General features: G+C 72.4%; 16 protein-coding genes. All 16 read left to right on the plus strand.

The annotated features are described in order from the left end of the window. The first annotated feature begins 233 nt into the window (after positions 1-233). The 16 genes from rsmH to ACZ6Y7_RS17685 all read left to right on the plus strand — a co-directional run bounded on the left by rsmH (position 234) and on the right by ACZ6Y7_RS17685 (position 18,829). Entirely contained in the window at positions 234-1,208 is a 975-nt protein-coding gene (gene rsmH / locus ACZ6Y7_RS17610; RefSeq protein WP_465758765.1) for a 16S rRNA (cytosine(1402)-N(4))-methyltransferase RsmH, read from the plus strand. Between the two features lie 156 nt (positions 1,209-1,364). After that, entirely contained in the window at positions 1,365-1,853 is a 489-nt protein-coding gene (gene ftsL, locus ACZ6Y7_RS17615) for a cell division protein FtsL (RefSeq protein WP_465758766.1), read from the plus strand. Then, entirely contained in the window at positions 1,850-4,048 is a 2,199-nt protein-coding gene (locus ACZ6Y7_RS17620) for a peptidoglycan D,D-transpeptidase FtsI family protein (RefSeq protein WP_465758767.1), read from the plus strand. Before ftsL ends, ACZ6Y7_RS17620 begins: the two co-directional genes overlap by 4 nt. 7 nt (positions 4,049-4,055) lie before the next feature. Continuing rightward, a complete protein-coding gene (locus tag ACZ6Y7_RS17625; protein ID WP_465758768.1) occupies positions 4,056-5,708 on the plus strand; it encodes a UDP-N-acetylmuramoyl-L-alanyl-D-glutamate--2,6-diaminopimelate ligase in 1,653 nt (550 codons plus the stop codon). Next, on the plus strand, positions 5,705-7,108 hold the full coding sequence (locus ACZ6Y7_RS17630; RefSeq protein WP_465758769.1) for a UDP-N-acetylmuramoyl-tripeptide--D-alanyl-D-alanine ligase: 1,404 nt from the start codon (positions 5,705-5,707) through the stop codon (positions 7,106-7,108). Before ACZ6Y7_RS17625 ends, ACZ6Y7_RS17630 begins: the two co-directional genes overlap by 4 nt. Further along, complete coding sequence (gene mraY, locus ACZ6Y7_RS17635) at positions 7,108-8,169, plus strand: phospho-N-acetylmuramoyl-pentapeptide-transferase (RefSeq protein ID WP_465758801.1); 1,062 nt, start codon at positions 7,108-7,110, stop codon at positions 8,167-8,169. Before ACZ6Y7_RS17630 ends, mraY begins: the two co-directional genes overlap by 1 nt. Next, on the plus strand, positions 8,166-9,605 hold the full coding sequence (gene murD / locus ACZ6Y7_RS17640) for a UDP-N-acetylmuramoyl-L-alanine--D-glutamate ligase (RefSeq protein ID WP_465758770.1): 1,440 nt from the start codon (positions 8,166-8,168) through the stop codon (positions 9,603-9,605). The genes mraY and murD overlap by 4 nt, the downstream gene beginning before the upstream one ends. A gap of 187 nt (positions 9,606-9,792) precedes the next feature. After that, on the plus strand, positions 9,793-11,100 hold the full coding sequence (gene ftsW / locus ACZ6Y7_RS17645; protein ID WP_465758771.1) for a putative lipid II flippase FtsW: 1,308 nt from the start codon (positions 9,793-9,795) through the stop codon (positions 11,098-11,100). Positions 11,101-11,106: 6 nt separating this feature from the next. Further along, positions 11,107-12,213, plus strand: coding sequence for an undecaprenyldiphospho-muramoylpentapeptide beta-N-acetylglucosaminyltransferase (murG, locus tag ACZ6Y7_RS17650; RefSeq protein WP_350522495.1), 1,107 nt, complete (start codon positions 11,107-11,109; stop codon positions 12,211-12,213). Next, positions 12,206-12,982 carry a cell division protein FtsQ/DivIB gene (locus tag ACZ6Y7_RS17655; RefSeq protein WP_465758772.1) on the plus strand — a complete coding sequence of 259 codons (777 nt, stop codon included), beginning with the start codon at positions 12,206-12,208 and terminating at the stop codon, positions 12,980-12,982. Before murG ends, ACZ6Y7_RS17655 begins: the two co-directional genes overlap by 8 nt. Before the next feature lie 363 nt (positions 12,983-13,345). Beyond that, positions 13,346-14,587, plus strand: coding sequence for a cell division protein FtsZ (gene ftsZ, locus ACZ6Y7_RS17660; protein ID WP_465758773.1), 1,242 nt, complete (start codon positions 13,346-13,348; stop codon positions 14,585-14,587). After that, complete coding sequence (pgeF, locus tag ACZ6Y7_RS17665; protein WP_465758774.1) at positions 14,584-15,315, plus strand: peptidoglycan editing factor PgeF; 732 nt, start codon at positions 14,584-14,586, stop codon at positions 15,313-15,315. The genes ftsZ and pgeF overlap by 4 nt, the downstream gene beginning before the upstream one ends. After that, entirely contained in the window at positions 15,315-16,103 is a 789-nt protein-coding gene (locus tag ACZ6Y7_RS17670) for a YggS family pyridoxal phosphate-dependent enzyme (RefSeq protein WP_465758775.1), read from the plus strand. The genes pgeF and ACZ6Y7_RS17670 overlap by 1 nt, the downstream gene beginning before the upstream one ends. Positions 16,104-16,409: 306 nt before the next feature. After that, a complete protein-coding gene (locus ACZ6Y7_RS17675; RefSeq protein ID WP_030060144.1) occupies positions 16,410-17,024 on the plus strand; it encodes a cell division protein SepF in 615 nt (204 codons plus the stop codon). A 99-nt stretch (positions 17,025-17,123) separates the two neighbouring features. Next, on the plus strand, positions 17,124-17,405 hold the full coding sequence (locus ACZ6Y7_RS17680; protein WP_030060143.1) for a YggT family protein: 282 nt from the start codon (positions 17,124-17,126) through the stop codon (positions 17,403-17,405). A gap of 59 nt (positions 17,406-17,464) precedes the next feature. Beyond that, positions 17,465-18,829: a DivIVA domain-containing protein gene (locus ACZ6Y7_RS17685; protein ID WP_465758776.1), complete on the plus strand. Its 1,365-nt coding sequence runs from the start codon at positions 17,465-17,467 to the stop codon at positions 18,827-18,829. The last annotated feature ends 231 nt before the right edge of the window (positions 18,830-19,060 follow it).

Genomic DNA, 19,060 nt, shown 5'->3' on the forward strand with positions numbered 1-19,060 from the left:
CGGAGCCCGTCAACCGGGCGTTCCCGGCCGGTGCGGCCCGGTCGACGCGGTCCGTGGCCTCCACCCGCTCCGTGCTCACCTGGCGCACCTTCCCCGGCGCCGGGCGGTCACGACCTTCCCCCTGAGCGGGCGGGGACCACGGGCCGCTTCGTCGTGCCGGGAGCAGGTGGGCGAGAATGGTCGCAGCTCCCGGACGTCGGGCTGCTCCGCACCGAGGAAGGGCGCCACCGCGCATGACCACCAACGAACCGGGCCCCAAGCACGTTCCGGTGATGCTGCAGCGGTGCATGGACGCACTGGCTCCCGCGATCTCGAAGCCCGGCGCCGTGGTGGTGGACGCCACCCTCGGCCTCGGCGGGCACAGCGAGGCGCTGCTCACCCAGTTCCCCGAGGTCAGGCTCATCGCGGTGGACCGCGACCCGCAGGCGCTGAGGCTCTCCGGCGAGCGGCTGGCCCGGTTCGGCGACCGGGCGACCCTGGTGCACGCCGTGTACGACGAGATCCCCGAGGTGCTGGAGCGGCTCGGCGTGGACCGCGTGGACGGCGTCCTGTTCGACCTCGGCGTCTCGTCGATGCAGCTGGACGAGGCGGACCGCGGTTTCGCGTACGCCCAGGACGCGCCGCTGGACATGCGGATGGACCAGACCCGGGGGATCAGCGCGGCGGAGGTGCTGAACACCTACAGCCACGGCGACCTGGCCCGGATCCTCAAGGTCTACGGCGAGGAGCGGTTCGCCGGGAAGATCGCCTCGGTGATCCTGCGGGAGCGGGAGAAGGAACCGTTCACCACCAGCGCGCGTCTGGTCGAGTTGGTGCGCAACGCCATTCCGGCGGCGACCCGCCGCACCGGCGGGAACCCGGCCAAGCGGACGTTCCAGGCGTTGCGGATCGAGGTCAACGGCGAGCTGGAGGTCCTGGACCGGGCGATCCCCGGGGCGCTGGACGTCCTGGCGGTCGGCGGTCGGATCGTGGTGATGTCGTACCAGTCGCTGGAGGACCGCCTGGTGAAGCAGTACTTCGCCGCCGGGGCGACCAGCACCGCCCCGCCGGGGCTGCCGTTCATCCCGGAGGAGCACCAGCCCTGGCTCAAACTGATCACCCGTGGTGCCGAGCTGGCCACCGAGGAGGAGATCGAGGAGAACCGGCGCGCCGCGCCCGTACGGCTGCGGGTGGCGGAGAGGATCAGGGACCGGAACAAGCGGGGCTGACAACCGGTCCCGGCGGGGTCCGAAGGGCGGAGGAGAGCAGTGGGGCCGGTGGCCGGTGAGGTCCGGGCGGGGCGGGGAGGTCTCCCCGGACAGGGCAGGGCGCGCATCACGGTCCGGCCGGGGAAGCGCCCGGTCAGGGGGCGCACGCCGTTCGCGGTGCTCGTCGTGGTGCTGCTCGCGGCGGGGCTGCTCGGTCTGCTGGCGCTGAACACCGCGCTCAACGAGGGCTCCTTCGAGCTGTCCCGGCTGCAGAAGCAGACCACCAAGGCGACGGACGAGCAGCAGAGCCTGCAGCACGAGATCGACCAGAGCTCCGCGCCGGACGCGCTGGCCAAGCGGGCCGCCGAACTGGGCATGATCCCGGCCGGGGGGATGGCCTTCCTGGACGTCCCGAACGGCGGCAAGGTGCTGGGCACGCCCGGCCCGGCGCAGGACAGCCCGCCGGTCAAGCGTTCCACGGTCGAGCCGTGGCCGACGAAGCCCGTGCCGGGCGGCACCCAGCCGAACGCCGGGCAGTCGCCCGCGCCCCAGCCGCAGCCTCCGGCGGTGCCGGCGACGCCCACGACGGCGGCCTCGGCCGGTGACTCGGTGATCCAGCTCAACCCGGCCTCGCCCGCCGCGCCGAGCGGCGGTGGTGCGCGATGACCACGCGTCAGCCCTCCGGGGGCTCGGGGTCCGGCTCCGGCAACGGCCGTCGTCCGGTGCCCAGGAGTGCCGCGCCGCGCGGTCAGTCCGCCGCGGGACGGCCGCAGCCGACGAAGGGGCAGCCGGCGAAGGGGCAGCCGGGCAAGGCCCAGCCCGCGCGCGGTCAGTCGGCGAAGGGGCAGTCCGCGAAGCCCGCCGTCTCCCGCAGCACCGCGCGCACCCCGCAGCAGCGCCGTCCCGAGGGGCGTCCGCCGGTCCGCGGCCAGGCGGCGGCGCGGCCGCGCCCGAAGCCGCCGCAGCGCCCGAAGGCGCTCAAGCTGGCCGAGCCGAAGCGTCGGCTGCGGGTGATCACCGTGGCGATGTCGCTGGTGTTCTCGGTGTTCGCGGGCCGCCTCGTCCAGCTCCAGCTGGTCGACTCGGACGCGCTGGCCGCCGACGCGAACACCAACCGCTACCTGAACATCCCGATCACCGCCGAGCGCGGCTCGATAACGTCGGCCGACGGGGTGGCCCTGGCCGCCACCGTCGACGCGTACGACATCACCGCCGACCCGGCGATGTTCACCCCGGCGGCGACCGGCATCCCGGACGCGCCGGAGCAGGCGGCCGCCCTGCTCGCGCCGATCCTCGGCGTGCCCAAGGAGAAGATCGCCGCCGACCTGCGCACCCCGAAGACCCGCTACAAGCGGCTCGCCGCGGCGCAGACCCCGGCCGCGAAGAACCAGATCAGCGACCTCAAGTCGAGCCTGGAGAAGCAGGCCGGCTCGCGCGCCTGCCAGGCGCAGAAGAAGCTGCTCGGCAAGCCCGCCGACCAGGGCGGGCGCACCCGGGTGGACAACGAGTGCGCCAACCCGCTGGCCGGGGTGTTCAACCAGGAGACCCAGAAGCGCGTCTACCCGGCCGACGGGCTGGCCGCCAACCTGGTCGGCTTCGTCAACGGCGAGGGCGCGGGCGCCGGCGGGCTGGAGCTGCAGTACCAGCAGCTGCTGGCCGGCAAGGACGGCCACAGCAGCTACGCCCAGGCGGGCGGGCGGCTGGTGCCCACCGCCGGGGGCACACTGGACCCCGCCGTGCCCGGCAGCGACGTCAAGCTGACCATCAACCGGGACATCCAGTGGGCCGCCCAACGGGCGATCACCGACCAGGTGGCCAACTCCGGCGCGGAGAAGGGCTACGTCGTCGTCCAGGACGTGAAGACCGGCCAGGTGCTGGCGATGGCCGTGGCGCCCGGCTTCAACCCGAACGACCTGAGCCTGTCCAAGCAGTCCCAGCTGGGCAACCCGGCGCTGGTGGACGCCTACGAGCCGGGCAGCACCGCCAAACTGATGAGCCTGGCGGCTGTCCTGGACACCGGCAAGGCCACCTGGGACACCAAGGTGACGGTGCCGTACCCGCTGGTCCGGGCCGGCCAGCAGTTCAAGGACGACGTCGAGCACGGCACCTGGTACCTGACCTTGGCCGGGGTGCTCGCCAAGTCCTCCAACATCGGCACCATCGAGGCGATCGAGACCCTCGGCGACGGCGACCAGTTGAAGGCCAACCAGGTCCTGGACGGTTACATGCGCAAGTTCGGGGTGGCCCAGCCGACCGGTCTGAACTTCCCGGGGGAGACCGCGGGCAAGCTCAAGAAGCCGGAGGACCTGGTCGCCTCGGAGAAGTACAACATCTCCTTCGGCCAGGGACCGCTGCAGATGAACGCCCTGCAGGCCACGTCGGTCTACTCCACCATCGCCAACGGCGGGGTGCGGGTCGCCCCCACCATCGTCCAGGGCATCACCGGCCCGGACGGCAAGTACACCCCGACGCCGGCGGGCGCGCAGACCCGGGTGGTCAGCGAGCAGACCGCCAAGACCCTCACCTCGATGCTGGAGTCGGTCGTCGACGACGAGCAGGGCACCGGCGGCAAGGCCGCCATCCCCGGCTACCGGGTCGCCGGCAAGACCGGTACCGCCAACCGGGGGGCGGCCAACGGCGTCGGGTACGACGGCTACACCGCCTCGTTCATCGGCTTCGCCCCGGCCGACGCCCCCCGGTACACCGTCTCCTGCACCCTCCAGGGCCCGGTCAACGGCCACTTCGGCGGCCAGCTGTGCGGACCGGTGTTCAAGCAGGTGATGGAGTTCACCCTGAAGACCATGCAGGTCCCGCCGAGCGGCAGCCAGGCGCCCAACCTGCCCGTCGAGTGGAAGCCGTGAGCGGAGCATGAGCGAGGAGCGGGTCGGGCCGGCCGACGGCGCGGCGCGGGCCCGGTTTGGCCCTGGGCACCCTTCGGCGGATAGCCTTCCCGCCGTGCCGAAACCCGATCAAACCACCGTGAGTCCGCCCCGTCCGACCGGGACCGCCGTTCTGCCGCTCGCCGAGCTGGCCGTCCGGCTGGGTCTCGCGCCCGTCGAGGGAGGTGCCGTCAGCGGCGTCACCCACGACTCCCGCGCGGTCCGCCCGGGCGATGTGTACGTGGCCTTCCCGGGCGCCAACCACCACGGCGCGGCCTTCGCTGCCAAGGCCGCGGACGCCGGCGCGGTGGCCGTGCTCACCGACCCGGCCGGCGCCGAGCTGGCGGCCGGCACCGGCCTGCCGCTGCTGGTCGTCGACCGGCCGCGGGCCGTCATGGGCGAGCTGGCCGCGATCGTCTACGGCAGCCCGTCCGAGCGGCTGCTGATGCTCGGGCTGACCGGCACCAACGGCAAGACCACCACCTCGTACCTGGTCGAGGGCGGTCTGCGCGGTGCCGGGCGCACCCCCGGGGTGATCGGCACCGTCGAGATGCGGGTCGGCGAGGAGCGGATCAAGAGCGAGCGCACCACGCCCGAGGCCACCGACCTGCACGCGATCCTCGCCGTGATGGCCGAGCGCGGCGCCGACGCGGTGACCATGGAGGTCTCCAGCCACGCCCTGGTCTTCGGACGCACCGACGGCGTCGCGTACGACGTCGCGCTGTTCAACAACCTCACGCCCGAGCACCTCGACTTCCACCCGGACATGGAGGACTACTTCCAGGCGAAGGCCCGGCTCTTCGCGCCCGGGAAGTCCCGCCACGGCGTGGTCAACCTGGACGACGAGTACGGCCGCCGGCTCGCCGCCGAGGCCAAGATCCCGGTGACCACCTTCTCCGCCGCCGGCCGCCCCGACGCCGACTGGCGGGCCGTGGACGTCCAGCTCGGCCCGATCGGCTCGACCTTCCGGGTGCTCGGCCCGGACGGTGCCGAGGCCGACGCCGCCGTCCCGCTGCCCGGCCCGTTCAACGTCTCCAACGCGCTGGCCGCGATCACCGTGCTGGTCGCCGCCGGGCTGCCGCTGGAGCGGGCCGTGGCGGGCGTCGCCGCCGTCCCCGGCGTGCCGGGGCGGCTGGAGCGGGTGGACGCCGGGCAGCCGTTCGTGGCCGTCGTGGACTACGCGCACAAGCCGGACGCCCTGCAGGCCGTCCTCGCCTCGCTGCGCGAGGTCACCAAGGGCCGGCTGCACGTCGTCGTCGGCTGCGGCGGCGACCGCGACCCGCACAAGCGCGGCCCGATGGGCGCCATCGCCGCCCGTCTCGCCGACACTGCCCTGCTGACCAGCGACAACCCTCGCAGCGAGGACCCGCTGGCGATCCTCGCCACTATGCTGACCGGCGCCGCCGCGGTGCCCGAGGCCGAGCGCGGGGCCGTCCTGGTCGTCCCCGACCGGGCCGAGGCGATCCAGCTCGCCGTCGCCCGCGCCCAGGCGGGGGACACCGTGCTGGTGGCCGGCAAGGGCCACGAGCTCGGCCAGTACGTACGAGACGAGATCCGCCCCTTCGACGACCGCGAGGTGCTGCGCGAATCCATCGCGCGGACCCCGGCCGCGCGGGGCGACCGAGGAGTAGAGCAGCAGTGATCGCACTGACCCTCGCCGAGGTGGCCGCCGCAGTCGGAGGCACCCTGGACGGCGCGGACCCGGACGCCCTGGTCACCGGCCCGGTCGAGGTCGACTCGCGGAAGGTGAGCCCCGGCGGCCTGTTCGCGGCCTTCGTCGGCGAGCACGTGGACGGCCACGACTACGCGACGACGGCGGTCGAGGCCGGTGCCGTCGCGGTGCTGGCCTCCCGTCCGGTCGGCGTGCCCGCCGTCCTGGTCGACAGTGTGGTGGAGGCGCTCGGCAGGCTGGCCCGGACCGTGGTCGCCCGCGCCGAGAACACCGCCGTGGTCGGGCTGACCGGTTCGGCCGGCAAGACCAGCACCAAGGACCTGATCGCCCAGCTCCTCCAGCGCCACGGCGCGACCGTCTACCCGCCCGGCTCGCTCAACAACGAGATCGGCCACCCGATGACGGCGCTGCGGGTCGAGGCCGGCACCCGGCACCTGGTGATGGAGATGGGCGCCCGGCACAAGGGCGACATCGAGTACCTCGCCTCGATCACCCCGCCCCGGATCGGCGTGGTGCTGAACGTCGGCACCGCCCACGTCGGGGAGTTCGGCTCCAAGGAGGCGATCGCCGAGGCCAAGGGCGAACTGGTCGAGGCGCTGCCCGCGGAGGGCGCCGCCGTCCTCAACGCGGACGACCGCCTGGTGCGCGCCATGGCCTCCCGCACCAAGGCCAAGGTGGTCCTGTTCGGGGAGTCCCCGGACGCCCACGTCCGGGCCACCGACGTTCGCCTGGACGCCACCGGACGGCCATCGTTCACGCTCACCACCCCGGCCGGTTCCGCGCCCGTGCAGCTGCGCCTGTACGGTGAGCACCACGTCTCGAACGCCCTCGCCGCCGCCGCGGTGGCGGTGGAGCTCGGGATGTCCGTCGACGACACCGCGGCAGCCCTGGGCGAGGCGGGTGCGCTGTCCCGCTGGCGCATGGAGGTCGTCGACCGGGCCGATGGTGTCACCGTCGTCAACGACGCCTACAACGCGAACCCCGACTCGATGCGGGCCGCGCTGCGGGCGCTGGTCTCGATGGGGGGTCGCGGCCCGGAGCGCCGGCGCACCTGGGCGGTGCTCGGCGAGATGCGGGAGCTCGGCGAGGACAGCCTGGCCGAGCACGACGCCATCGGACGGCTCGCCGTCCGGCTCGACGTCACCAAGCTGGTGGCGGTCGGCGGACGCGAGGCGGCCTGCATGGAACTCGGCGCGAGGAACGAAGGTTCGTGGGGTGAGGAGTCGGTGCTGGTGTCCGACGCGGACGCGGCGGTCGATTTGCTGCGCAGTCAGCTGCGGCCGGGGGATGTGGTCCTGGTGAAGGCGTCCCGTTCGGTGGGGTTGGAGAAGGTGGCCGAGGCCCTCCTGGCGGACGGTGCTGCGCGATGATGAAGCAGATCCTCTTCTCCGGGATGATCGGCCTGATCCTCTCGCTGGCCGGTACGCCCGCCCTGATCAAGCTGCTCGCCCGGCACGGCTACGGCCAGTACATCCGCGACGACGGCCCCAAGGCGCACCACAGCAAGAAGGGCACGCCCACCATGGGCGGCATCGCCTTCATCCTGGCGACCCTGATCGCGTACTTCGCCACCAAGGCGATAACGGGCGAGAGCCCGACCATCTCCGGGCTGCTGGTGCTCTTCCTGACCGCGGGCCTCGGCCTGGTCGGCTTCCTGGACGACTACATCAAGGTGGTCAAGCGCCGCTCGCTCGGTCTGCGGGCCAAGGCGAAGCTGGCCGGCCAGTCGATCGTCGGACTCGCCTTCGCCGTCCTGGCGCTGCAGTTCCACGACGACCGCGGCCTCAGCCCGGCCTCCCAGTCGCTGTCCTTCGTGCGCGACTTCAAGTGGTCGATCGGCCCGGTGCTGTTCGTCATCTTCGCCTACTTCATGATCGCGGCGACCTCCAACGGCGTGAACCTGACGGACGGTCTGGACGGCCTGGCCACCGGCGCCTCGGTGATGGCCTTCGGCGCCTACACCTTCATCGGCGTGTGGGAGTACGGGCAGAGCTGCGCCTACACCGTCACCGCGACCGCCAGCTGCTACGACGTCCGCGACCCCCTGGACCTCGCGGTGGTCGCGGCCGCCCTGATGGGCTCCTGCTTCGGCTTCCTGTGGTGGAACACCTCGCCCGCCAAGATCTTCATGGGTGACACCGGCTCGCTCGCCCTCGGCGGCGGCCTGGCTGGTCTGGCGATCTGCTCCCGCACCGAGCTGCTGCTCGTCCTGCTCGGCGGCCTCTTCATGATCATCACCCTCTCGGTGATCATCCAGGTCGGCTCCTTCCGGATGACCGGCAAGCGCGTCTTCAAGATGGCGCCGCTGCAGCACCACTTCGAACTCAAGGGCTGGGGCGAGGTCCTGGTCGTGGTCCGCTTCTGGATCATCCAGGGCCTCTGCGTGGCCGTCGGCCTCGGCCTCTTCTACGCGGGATACCGGACCGGATGACGAACACCGACTTCACCAACCTGCCCGTCGTCGTCGCCGGACTCGGCGTCTCGGGCATCAGCGCCGCGCGCGTCCTCAAGGCTCTCGGCGCGAACGTCACCGTGGTCGACGGCGGCGGCGGCGAGGGCCTCCGGGCCCGCGCCGCCGAGCTGGAGGCGCAGGGCGTCACGGTGCGCCTGGGCGACGGCGCGACCCTGCCCGAGGGCACCGCGCTGATCGTCACCTCCCCCGGCTGGGCGCCGGACAGCCCGCTGTTCGCCGCCGCCGAGGCGGCCGGAGTGCCGGTCTGGGGCGACGTCGAGCTCGCCTGGCGGCTGCGCAAGCCGCTGCCGGGCACCGGCGAGCCCGCCCCCTGGCTGGCCGTCACCGGCACCAACGGCAAGACCACCACCGTCCAGATGCTCGCCTCGATCCTCACCGCCGCCGGCAAGCGCACCGCCGCCGTCGGCAACGTCGGGGTCTCGGTGCTGGACGCGGTGCTCGCCGAGGAGCCGTACGACGTGCTCGCCGTCGAGCTCTCCAGCTACCAGCTGCACTGGGCGCCCTCGCTGCGCCCGTACTCGGCGGCGGTGCTCAACCTGGCGCCCGACCACCTCGACTGGCACGGCTCGATGGAGGCGTACGCCGCCGACAAGGGCCGGATCTACGAGGGCAACGTCGTCGCCTGCGTGTACAACCTGGCCGACCCGGCCACCGAGGCGCTGGTCATGGAGGCCGACGTCGAGGAGGGCTGCCGGGCGATCGGTTTCGGCCTCGGCGCGCCGAGCCCGTCGAACTTCGGCGTGGTGGACGGGCTGCTGGTGGACCGGGCCTTCGTCGAGGACCGGGCCAAGAACGCGGCCGAGCTGGGCGCCGTCGAGGACGTCCACCCGCCGGCGCCGCACAACATCGCCAACGCGCTCGCCGCGGCGGCGCTGGCCCGGGCGTACGGCGTCGAGGCGAAGGCCGTCCGGGAGGGACTGCGGGCCTTCCGCCCGGACGCCCACCGGATCGCCGAGGTCGGCGTGGTCCGCGAGGTCACGTACATCGACGACTCCAAGGCCACCAACACCCACGCCGCGGCCGCCTCGCTGGCCGCCTACCGGCCGATCGTCTGGATCGCCGGCGGACTCGCCAAGGGCGCGACCTTCGACGACCTGGTGCAGGGCGCGGCCGAGCGGCTGCGCGCGGTGGTGCTGATCGGCCAGGACCGGGCGCTGATCCGCGAGGCGCTGGAGCGACACGCTCCGGATGTGCCGGTGATCGAGGCGGCCGAGGGCCAGACTGGCGCGGTGGCGATGGCCGAGGCCGTCCGCGCGGCCGCGTCGCTCGCCCGATCGGGTGACACGGTGCTGCTGGCCCCGGCCTGCGCCTCGATGGACATGTTCACCAACTACGGCGAGCGCGGCGACCTGTTCGCGGCGGCCGTCCGGGAGCTGGCGGACACCGTCGCGTGAGCCGCGGGGAGTGATCCGCGGGGAGTGAGCCCCGGCACGTGAGCCGAAGGGCCGTGCCGACCGTCGGTGCCGGGGCCGGAGCGACCCCGGAGGCGAACGAGCCGTGTGAAGGATGGGGAGATCGGTGGCGGGGCAGGGCAAGGCGGACTCCGGGGTCGGGAGGCAGGACGCCGCTGAGCCGTGGCGAGTGATCTCCGCCACCACGACCAAGTACAAGTCGGCCGGTCCGCTGGTCCGCGTCCAGGCCCTCCGGGCCCGGCTGCGGTACTGGCTGGACCGGCCGCTCACGCCCTACCTGCTGGTCGTCGGCAGCACGCTGCTGCTGGTCGTGCTCGGGCTGATGATGGTCTTCTCCGCCTCGCAGATCCTGGCCCTGAACCAGCACCACGCGGCGCAGTACTACTTCCTCAAGCAGCTGATCGCGGCCATCCTCGGCCTCGTCCTGCTGATCGGCTTCGCGTCCGTCCCGGTGGCGGTGCTGCGGGTGATCGTCTACCCGGTGATGTTCGGGGTGATCGGCGCGCTCGCGCTGGTCGCGGTGCCCGGCATCGGGGTGCGGATCAACGGCAACCAGAACTGGCTGGATTTCGGCTTCTTCCAGTTCCAGCCTTCCGAGTTCGCCAAGCTCGCGCTGGTGCTCTGGGGTGCCGACCTGCTCGCCCGCAAGCAGAGGACCGGCACCCTCAACTCCTGGAAGCACCTGCTGGTGCCGCTGGTCCCGGGCGCCCTGCTGCTGCTCGCGCTGATCATGTTCGGCGGCGACATGGGCACCTCGATGATCCTGGTGGCCATGGTGTTCGCGCTGCTCTGGATGGTCGGCGCGCCGCTGCGGCTGTTCGTGGCCACCCTCGGCGTGGCGGTCGTGGTCTGCACCGCACTGGTCGTCACCGTCCCGCACCGGGCGGAGCGGCTCGGCTGCATCGGCGTCACCAAGCTCGACCCGGAGGGCGCCTGCTTCCAGGCGCTGCACGGCGTCTTCGCGTTCGCGAACGGCGGCGGCTTCGGCACCGGCCTCGGCGCCGGCGTGGAGAAATGGGGCCAGCTGCCCGAGGCGCACACCGACTTCATCTTCGCCGCGACCGGTGAGGAACTGGGCCTGGTGGGGACGCTGTCGGTGATCGGTCTCTTCGCGGCACTAGGCTACGCGGGTATCCGTGTGGCCATCGGCACGAAGGATCCCTTCGTCAGGTACGCCGCGGGAGCCGCCACCACCTGGATCATGGCGCAGGCCATGATCAACCTGGGGTCGGCGCTGGGACTGCTGCCCATCGCGGGCGTCCCGCTCCCGCTGTTCTCCTACGGCGGCTCCGCCATGCTGTCGGCCATGTCCGCGATCGGTGTGCTGCTGTGCCTGGCACGCAGCACCTCGGGCGCGAAGGCGGCCCTGGCCGCCCGGAGCAAGAACTCCCGGATCAGGAAGCGACTGGCCCGGGTGCTGACACGACGACGAACCACAGCGCGCCCGGCCTCCGGGCCGGCACGCAGGGAGCGGTGAATTTCGGTGCATGTCGTACTCGCCGGCGGGGGGACCGCCGGTCACATCGAGCCGGCCATGGCCCTCGCGGACGCACTCCGCAGGCACGACCCGTCCATCGGGATCACCGCCCTGGGCACCGAGCGCGGACTGGAGACCCGGCTGGTGCCCGAGCGCGGCTACCAGCTGGAGCTCATCCCGGCCGTCCCGCTGCCCCGCAAGCCCACCCCGGAGCTGATCACCGTCCCCGGCCGGCTGCGCGGCACCGTGCGGGCCGCCCAGGAGATCATCGAGCGGGTCAACGCGGACGCCGTGGTCGGCTTCGGCGGGTACGTGGCCATGCCCGCCTACCTGGCCGCCAAGCGGGCCGGTGTGCCGATCGTCGTGCACGAGGCGAACGCCCGTCCGGGCCTGGCCAACAAGATCGGCGCCCGCTACAGCGACTTCGTGGCCGTCTCCACGCCCGACAGCAAGCTGCGCGACTCCCGGTACATCGGCATCCCGCTGCGCCGGACCATCGCCACCCTGGACCGCAACGCGGCCCGCCCGGAGGCCCGGCACTACTTCGGCCTCGACCAGCGGCTGCCCACCCTGCTGGTCTCCGGCGGCTCCCAGGGCGCCCGCCGGCTCAACGAGACGGTCACCGCGATCGCCCCGCGGCTGCAGCAGTACGGCGTGCAGATCCTGCACGCGGTCGGCCCGAAGAACGAGCTGCCGCAGGTCGCCGACGTCCCCGGGATGCCGCCCTACCGCCCGGTGCCGTACCTGGACCGGATGGACCTGGCCTACGCGGCCGCCGACATGATGCTCTGCCGGGCCGGCGCCATGACGGTGGCCGAGCTGGCGGCCGTCGGCCTGCCCGCCGCCTTCGTCCCGCTGCCGATCGGCAACGGCGAGCAGCGGCTGAACGCCCAGCCGATGGTCAAGGCCGGCGGCGGCCTGCTGGTCGACGACGCCGAGCTGACCCCGGACTGGGTGCTGCAGAACGTGCTGCCGGTGCTCACCGACCCGCAGCGGCTGTGGGACATGAGCCGGGCCGCCGCGGAGTTCGGCCGCCGGGACGCCGACGACCTGCTGGTCGGCATGGTCTACGAGGCCATCCAGGCCCACCGCGGCGGTCGCCGCCGTGGCTGACGGCCGGCCCGCCGATCCGCTGGAGGCGGAGCTGGAGGACGAGGAGTCGGCTCCTCGTCTCCGGCTCTCCCGGCGGGGCGTCGTGGTGCTGAGCGTGCTCGGCGCCGCGGTGCTGGGCGGGCTGGCCTGGCTGGTGTTCCTCTCGTCGGTGCTGGACGTGCGCAGCGTCGCCGTCCAGGGGGCCACCGACGACAGGCTGACGGCGGCCCAGGTCCGCGACGCGATCGGCGGGCTGGCCGACGGGCCGCTGGCCCGGGTGGACCTGGACGACGTCCGGCGCCGGGTGGAGGCGATCCCCCGGGTGTCGAAGGCGGAGGTGTGGCGGGGCTGGCCGCACACCCTGCAGGTGCAGGTCGTCCAGCGCAAGGCGGTGGCGGCCGTCAAGGGGGAGGACGGCCGGTTCACCCAGGTGGACGCCGCGGGCGTGAGCTTCGCCACCGAGGCGGCCCCGCCGGCGGGCGTGCCGGTGGTGGAACTGCGGCTCAGTCAGCAGGCGAACGACGTGGACGGGGTGATCTCCCGTTCGCAGCTGGTCCAGGGCGCGGTGGCGGTGGCCGCTGGGCTTCCGCCGGAGGTCGCCAAACGGGCCGGGGCGGTGCTGGTGCACTCGTACGACGACATCCAGCTGCAGCTCAGCGGGGGTGCGACGGTGCGCTGGGGGAGTCCGGAAAACATCGACCGGAAGGCCCGGGTTCTGGTGGCACTGATGAACCAGAAGGGTACGAACTTCGACGTGACGGCGCCCGAGGCGCCGGCGGTGTCGGGATGATCCGGTAGGTTCTGTGCCTGAGGGAGGGGTTGACGCCTCGAAGTGTCGGCCCGACCCTTGGTGGTCACCCCGGTTTCCTATGCCGGCTGATGATCACATAGGCTCAAAAGAAAAAGGGAAGCTCGGCGTGTTCGTTGAAACGCGTGCCCGGGGCCACCTAGTGTCCTGTGTCACCAGACTGTGTCCCTTGGTGATGTGACGGAGGCACAGGACTAACCCTAAAGGTCAAGTTTAGGGTTGGGGTCGGCGGTCGGCATTTCGGACATTCAGTCAGAAACCAGGCTCCCTACCCATCGACATCCGTCGGAACGGACCCTCGCCGGGCCGGGCCGACCCGGAAATTCGAGGCGAGAGGCCTTCGACGTGGCAGCACCGCAGAACTACCTCGCAGTCATCAAGGTCGTCGGTATCGGCGGCGGTGGTGTCAACGCCATCAACCGGATGATCGAGGTCGGTCTCAAGGGCGTCGAGTTCATCGCGATCAACACCGATGCGCAGGCCCTCCTCATGAGCGACGCCGACGTCAAGCTCGATGTGGGCCGTGAACTCACCCGGGGCCTCGGCGCCGGCGCCAACCCCGAGGTCGGCCGCAAGGCCGCCGAGGACCACCGCGAGGAGATCGAGGAGGTCCTCAAGGGGGCCGACATGGTCTTCGTGACCGCCGGCGAAGGCGGTGGCACGGGCACGGGCGGCGCGCCCGTCGTCGCCAACATCGCGCGCTCGCTGGGCGCCCTGACCATCGGCGTGGTCACCCGCCCCTTCACCTTCGAGGGCCGGCGCCGGGCCAACCAGGCCGAGGACGGCATCGCCGCCCTGCGCGAAGAGGTCGACACCCTCATCGTCATCCCCAACGACCGGCTGCTGTCCATCTCGGACCGGCAGGTCAGCGTCCTCGACGCGTTCCGCTCGGCCGACCAGGTCCTGCTCTCCGGTGTCCAGGGCATCACCGACCTGATCACCACCCCGGGTCTGATCAACCTCGACTTCGCGGACGTCAAGTCCGTCATGTCGGACGCCGGTTCGGCGCTCATGGGCATCGGCTCGGCCCGCGGCGAGGACCGCGCCAAGGCCGCCGCCGTGATGGCGATCTCCTCGCCGCTGCTGGAGGCCTCGATCGACGGCGCCCGCGGCGTGCTGCTCTCCATCTCAGGCGGCTCCGACCTCGGCCTGTTCGAGATCAACGAGTCGGCCCAGCTGGTCAGCGAGGCCGCCCACCCCGAGGCCAACATCATCTTCGGTGCGGTCATCGACGACGCGCTCGGCGACGAGGTCCGCGTCACCGTCATCGCGGCCGGCTTCGACGGCGGGCAGCCGCCGGCGATCGTCCGCGACCCGGTGGTCAAGTCCACCGCCGCCTCCCCGGAGCGCCCGGCCACGCCGCCGGCCGCCCCGGAGCGCCCGGCCGGCCGGCCGTCGTACGGGAGCATCGGCTCGGTGACGTCCCGTTCGGAGGGCGAGGCCCAGACCTCCGCCCCGACCCGGCAGTCCGAGACCCCGGCCACCGCCGCGGCCGCCCCGGTGCCGCCGCAGGTGCAGCCGGTGGGCCGGCAGCCGTACGTGGAGAGCCCGGCCGAGGAGCTCGACGTGCCGGACTTCCTTAAGTGATCGATCACGCGGTACACGCGGGTGCTCACTTCGCCTTCACCGACCGGTGGGGCGGGGTGAGCACTTCGCCGTACGGGGAGCTCAACCTCGGCGGTGCGGTGGGGGACGATCCGGAGGCCGTCCGGGAGAACCGGGTGCTCGCTGCCCGGGAGCTGGGACTCGAACCGGCCGACGTGGTCTGGATGAACCAGGTGCACGGAGCCGAGGTCGCCGTGGTGACGGAGCGCCAGCCGCCGGGGGAGGCACCGACGGTCGACGCGGTGGTCACCGACCGGCCGCTCGCACTGGCGGTGCTCACCGCCGACTGCACCCCGGTGCTGCTGGCCGATCCGGTGGCCGGCGTGGTGGGTGCGGCCCACGCGGGCCGGCCCGGGCTCGCGGCCGGGGTGGTGCCCGCCGTGGTCCGGGCGATGGTCGAACTGGGGGCCGAGCCGCGGCGGATCACCGCCGCCACCGGCCCCGCGGTCTGCGGCCGCTGCTACGAGGTGCCGGCCGAACTGCGCGCCGAGGTGACCGCCGTGGTGCCGGAGGCCTTCGCCGAGACCTCCTGGGGGACCCCGGCCCTGGACGTGCCGGAGGGAGTCGCGGCCCAGCTGGCCGCGGCGGGGGTCAGCGAGCTGGTGCGGTCACCGGTCTGCACCCTCGAATCCGCCGATCACTACTCCTATCGCCGCGAGCAGCGCACGGGCCGGCTCGCGAGCTACGTCTGGTTGGGCTCTGATCACTGATGACGAACGACATCTACGGACCGTTCCCGGGTGGCCCGGAGTTCTCGGCCGCGCTGACTGAGGGCCAGCGGGCCAGGTACGAGGAGCTCGGGACCAACCTGGAGGTGGTCGAGCGCCGGATCGCGGCCGCCTGTGCGGCCGCCGGGCGGGCGCGGGACGAGGTCACCTTGATCGTCGTCACCAAGACCTACCCCGCCGAGGACACCGCGCTGCTGGCCGGTCTCGGGGTCACGGACGTCGCGGAGAACCGGGACCAGGACGCCGCTCCCAAGGCGGAGCAGTGCAGAAACCTTCCTCTTGACTGGCACTTCGTCGGACAGCTGCAGACCAACAAGGTCCGCTCGGTCGTCCGGTACGCGAACCACGTGCACTCGGTGGACCGGCTGCGGCTGGTCGAGTCGCTCTCCGCGGCCGTGCTCAAGTCGGAGCGCCCCGAACTCGGTTGCCTGGTGCAGGTGGCGCTGGACAAGGCGCACGGCGAGGGTGCGCACCGGGCCGGGGTCGCGCCGGAGGACGTCGCGGAACTGGCCGACGCGATCGCCGACACGCCCGGGCTGCGGCTGGAGGGTGTGATGACCGTCGCTCCGCTGGCCGGTCCGCTGGCCGGAGACCCGGCCCGGGCCTTCGATCGACTGGCGGAAATCGCAACCGCCGTACGGACGGACCATCCGGCTGCCACCATGGTCTCCGCAGGGATGAGCGGTGACCTTGAGCAGGCGATTGCCGCCGGGGCGACACATGTGCGCGTCGGAACGGCGGTACTCGGAGTGAGGTCACCCCTCAGGTAACGTCACCGAGTAAGTAGATCAGACTGCAGGACAAAATAGGACAGAATCTAGCAGCTCTCCGGAGCGCTAGCGAACCGTGGATCGCAGCTCCGCGGCCCCCACTCCACGAACCCTGACAGGCCGCCGGCCTGACGCGCCGTCGTGGACGGGCCGCGGAATCCGCAGGCAGGGCCGTACGGCCCGGGTCGCCGGGAAGCGGAGCCGGCCCCACGGAGTGAGCGAAGCGAGCGGCCGTCGGAAGGGCGCGGCTTCGCGAAGCAGCCACCGGGCGCCAGCTGGGTGGCCATGAGCGGAGGAGACAGGAGCATGGCCGGCGCAATGCGCAAGATGGCGGTCTACCTCGGCCTCGTGGAGGACGAGACGTACGACGGCCAGGGGTACGACCCCGACGACGACTACGACGCGGACCCCGAGCCGATCCGGACGGGACAGCGGACCGAGGACATTCCCCGGCCGGCCGCCGCGGCCGCCGCCACGCCCGCCCCGGTCTCCTCGATCACGCCCCAGCCGGTGCCCGCGGCGGTGCCGATCCGGCAGGAGACCCCGAGGATGGCCCCCGTGTCGTCCATCACACCCGAACGCCGCCACAACCTGGAGAAGAGCGCCCCGGTGATCATGCCCAAGGTAGTGAACGAACGAGAGCCCTACCGCATCACCACGCTGCACCCCCGCACCTACAACGAGGCCCGTACCATCGGGGAACAGTTCCGCGGCGGGACCCCCGTGATCATGAATCTGACCGAGATGGACGACACCGATGCCAAGCGGCTCGTAGACTTCGCCGCTGGACTCGTCTTCGGTCTGCACGGCAGTATCGAGCGCGTGACGCAGAAGGTGTTCCTGCTGTCGCCTGCTAACGTCGATGTCACGGCGGAGGACAAGGCTCGGATCGCCGAGGGTGGGTTCTTCAACCAGAGCTGACCCGGCCACGACTTTACGTGTGGATCTGATCGACAGTGGGTTAGCGACAGGTGACGAGGGCGGGCCCGAGGGCTCGGGACCGGGGAGAGGGAAAACGCGATGGACATCGTGTGGGCGGTGCTCTACTACGCCCTGACCGTCTTCCTGGTGTTCCTGCTCGTACGGCTGGTCATGGACTGGGTCTTCCAGTTCGCGCGTTCGTGGCGGCCGGGCAAGGCCATGGTCCTGGTCCTGGAGGCCACGTACACTGTCACGGATCCGCCGCTCAAGCTTCTTCGGCGGCTCATTCCGCCGTTGCGTTTCGGGGGCGTGGCGCTCGACCTGTCCTTCTTCGTACTGATGATCATTGTGTATGTCCTGATCTCGCTTGTGCACCCCTAGTCGTAGGTGAGCGATGCGACAGGATGCCGGTGTGCCGACGATCACGTTGAGGTGAAGAGATGCCATTGACCCCCGAGGACGTTCGGAACAAGCAGTTCACGACCGTCCGCCTGCGTGAAGGCTATGACGAGGACGAGGTCGATGCCTTCCTCGACGAGGTCGAGGCGGAGCTGACCCGCCTCCTCCGGGAGAACGAGGACCTGCGCGCCAAGCTGGCCGCCGCGACTCGTGCCGCCGCGCAGAACCAGGCCAACCTGCGCAAGGAGCCGCCGCAGGACGCCCCCCGCCAGGGTGGCGCCCCGGTGCCGGCCGCCATATCCGGCCCGCCGGTCCCCGGCCAGCAGGGCCCGGGCGGCCCGCAGCAGATGGGCCCGGGTGGTCCGCAGCAGATGGGTCCGGGTGGTCCGCAGCAGCAGATGGGGCCCGGCGGCCCGCAGCAGCAGATGGGCAACCAGCCCCTCGGCCTGCCCGCCGGCTCCGCGCCGCAGCTCCCGCCGGCCGGCGGCCCGCAGCAGCAGATGAACCAGACCATGGGCGGCCAGCAGCAGCTGGTCCAGCCGATGGGCGGTCAGATGCTCCAGCCCATGGGCGGCCCCGGTGGCCCGCAGCAGATGGGCAACCCGATGGGCCAGGGGATGGGCCCGGGCATGGGTCAGGGCATGGGCCAGCAGCAGATGCAGCCGATGGGCGGCTCCATGGGCGGCGGGCAGCAGATGGGCGGCCCGCTCGGCGGCCCGATGCAGCAGCAGGGTCCCGGTGGCGACAGCGCCGCGCGGGTGCTGGCGCTCGCCCAGCAGACCGCCGACCAGGCGATCTCCGAGGCCCGTTCCGAGGCCAACAAGATCGTCGGCGAGGCGCGCAGCCGGGCCGAGGGCCTGGAGCGCGACGCCCGTGCCAAGGCCGACGCGCTGGAGCGGGACGCGCAGGAGAAGCACCGCGTCGCGATGGGGTCGCTGGAGTCCGCGCGGGCCACGCTGGAGCGCAAGGTCGAGGACCTGCGGGCGTTCGAGCGCGAGTACCGCACGCGTCTGAAGTCGTACCTGGAGACGCAGCTGCGCCAGCTGGAGTCGCAGGCCGACGACTCGCTCGCGCCGCCGCGGATCCCCGCCACCGCGTCGCTGCCGCCGGCGGCCTCGTCGATGGCGCCGGCCGGTGCGGGCTCGATGGGGAGTGCGCCGAGCTTCGGCGGCAACCAGCCGTCCTTCGGCGGGAACTCGCCGTCGTTCGGCGGGAACAGCTCCTTCGGTGGGTCCTCGCCGAGCTTCGGCGGGCAGTCGAACGGCGGCAACAGCGGGGCTCCGCAGATGCAGCCGGCCGGGATGACCCAGCCGATGGCGGCCGTCCGGCCGCAGCCGCCGCAGCCGATGCAGCAGGCTCCGGCGCCGATGCGGGGGTTCCTGATCGACGAGGACGGCGACAACTGAGGTTGTAGCTGGGGTTTCTGGGGCGTCCCCTTTCTGACCTTCGGGTTGGGGAGGGGACGCTTTTGTGTGTGGGGGGGTGGGGTTCCGCTGCGCGGGGCTGGGGGGGTGGGTGGGTGCTCTCGGGAGGGTGGGTGCCGGGGGGGGGGGGGGGGGGGGGGGGGGGGGGGGGGGGGGGGGGGGGGGGGGGGGGGGGGGGGGGGGGGGGGGGGGGGGGGGGGGGGGGGGGGGGGG

Source organism: Kitasatospora sp. NPDC053308, from assembly GCF_055585785.1.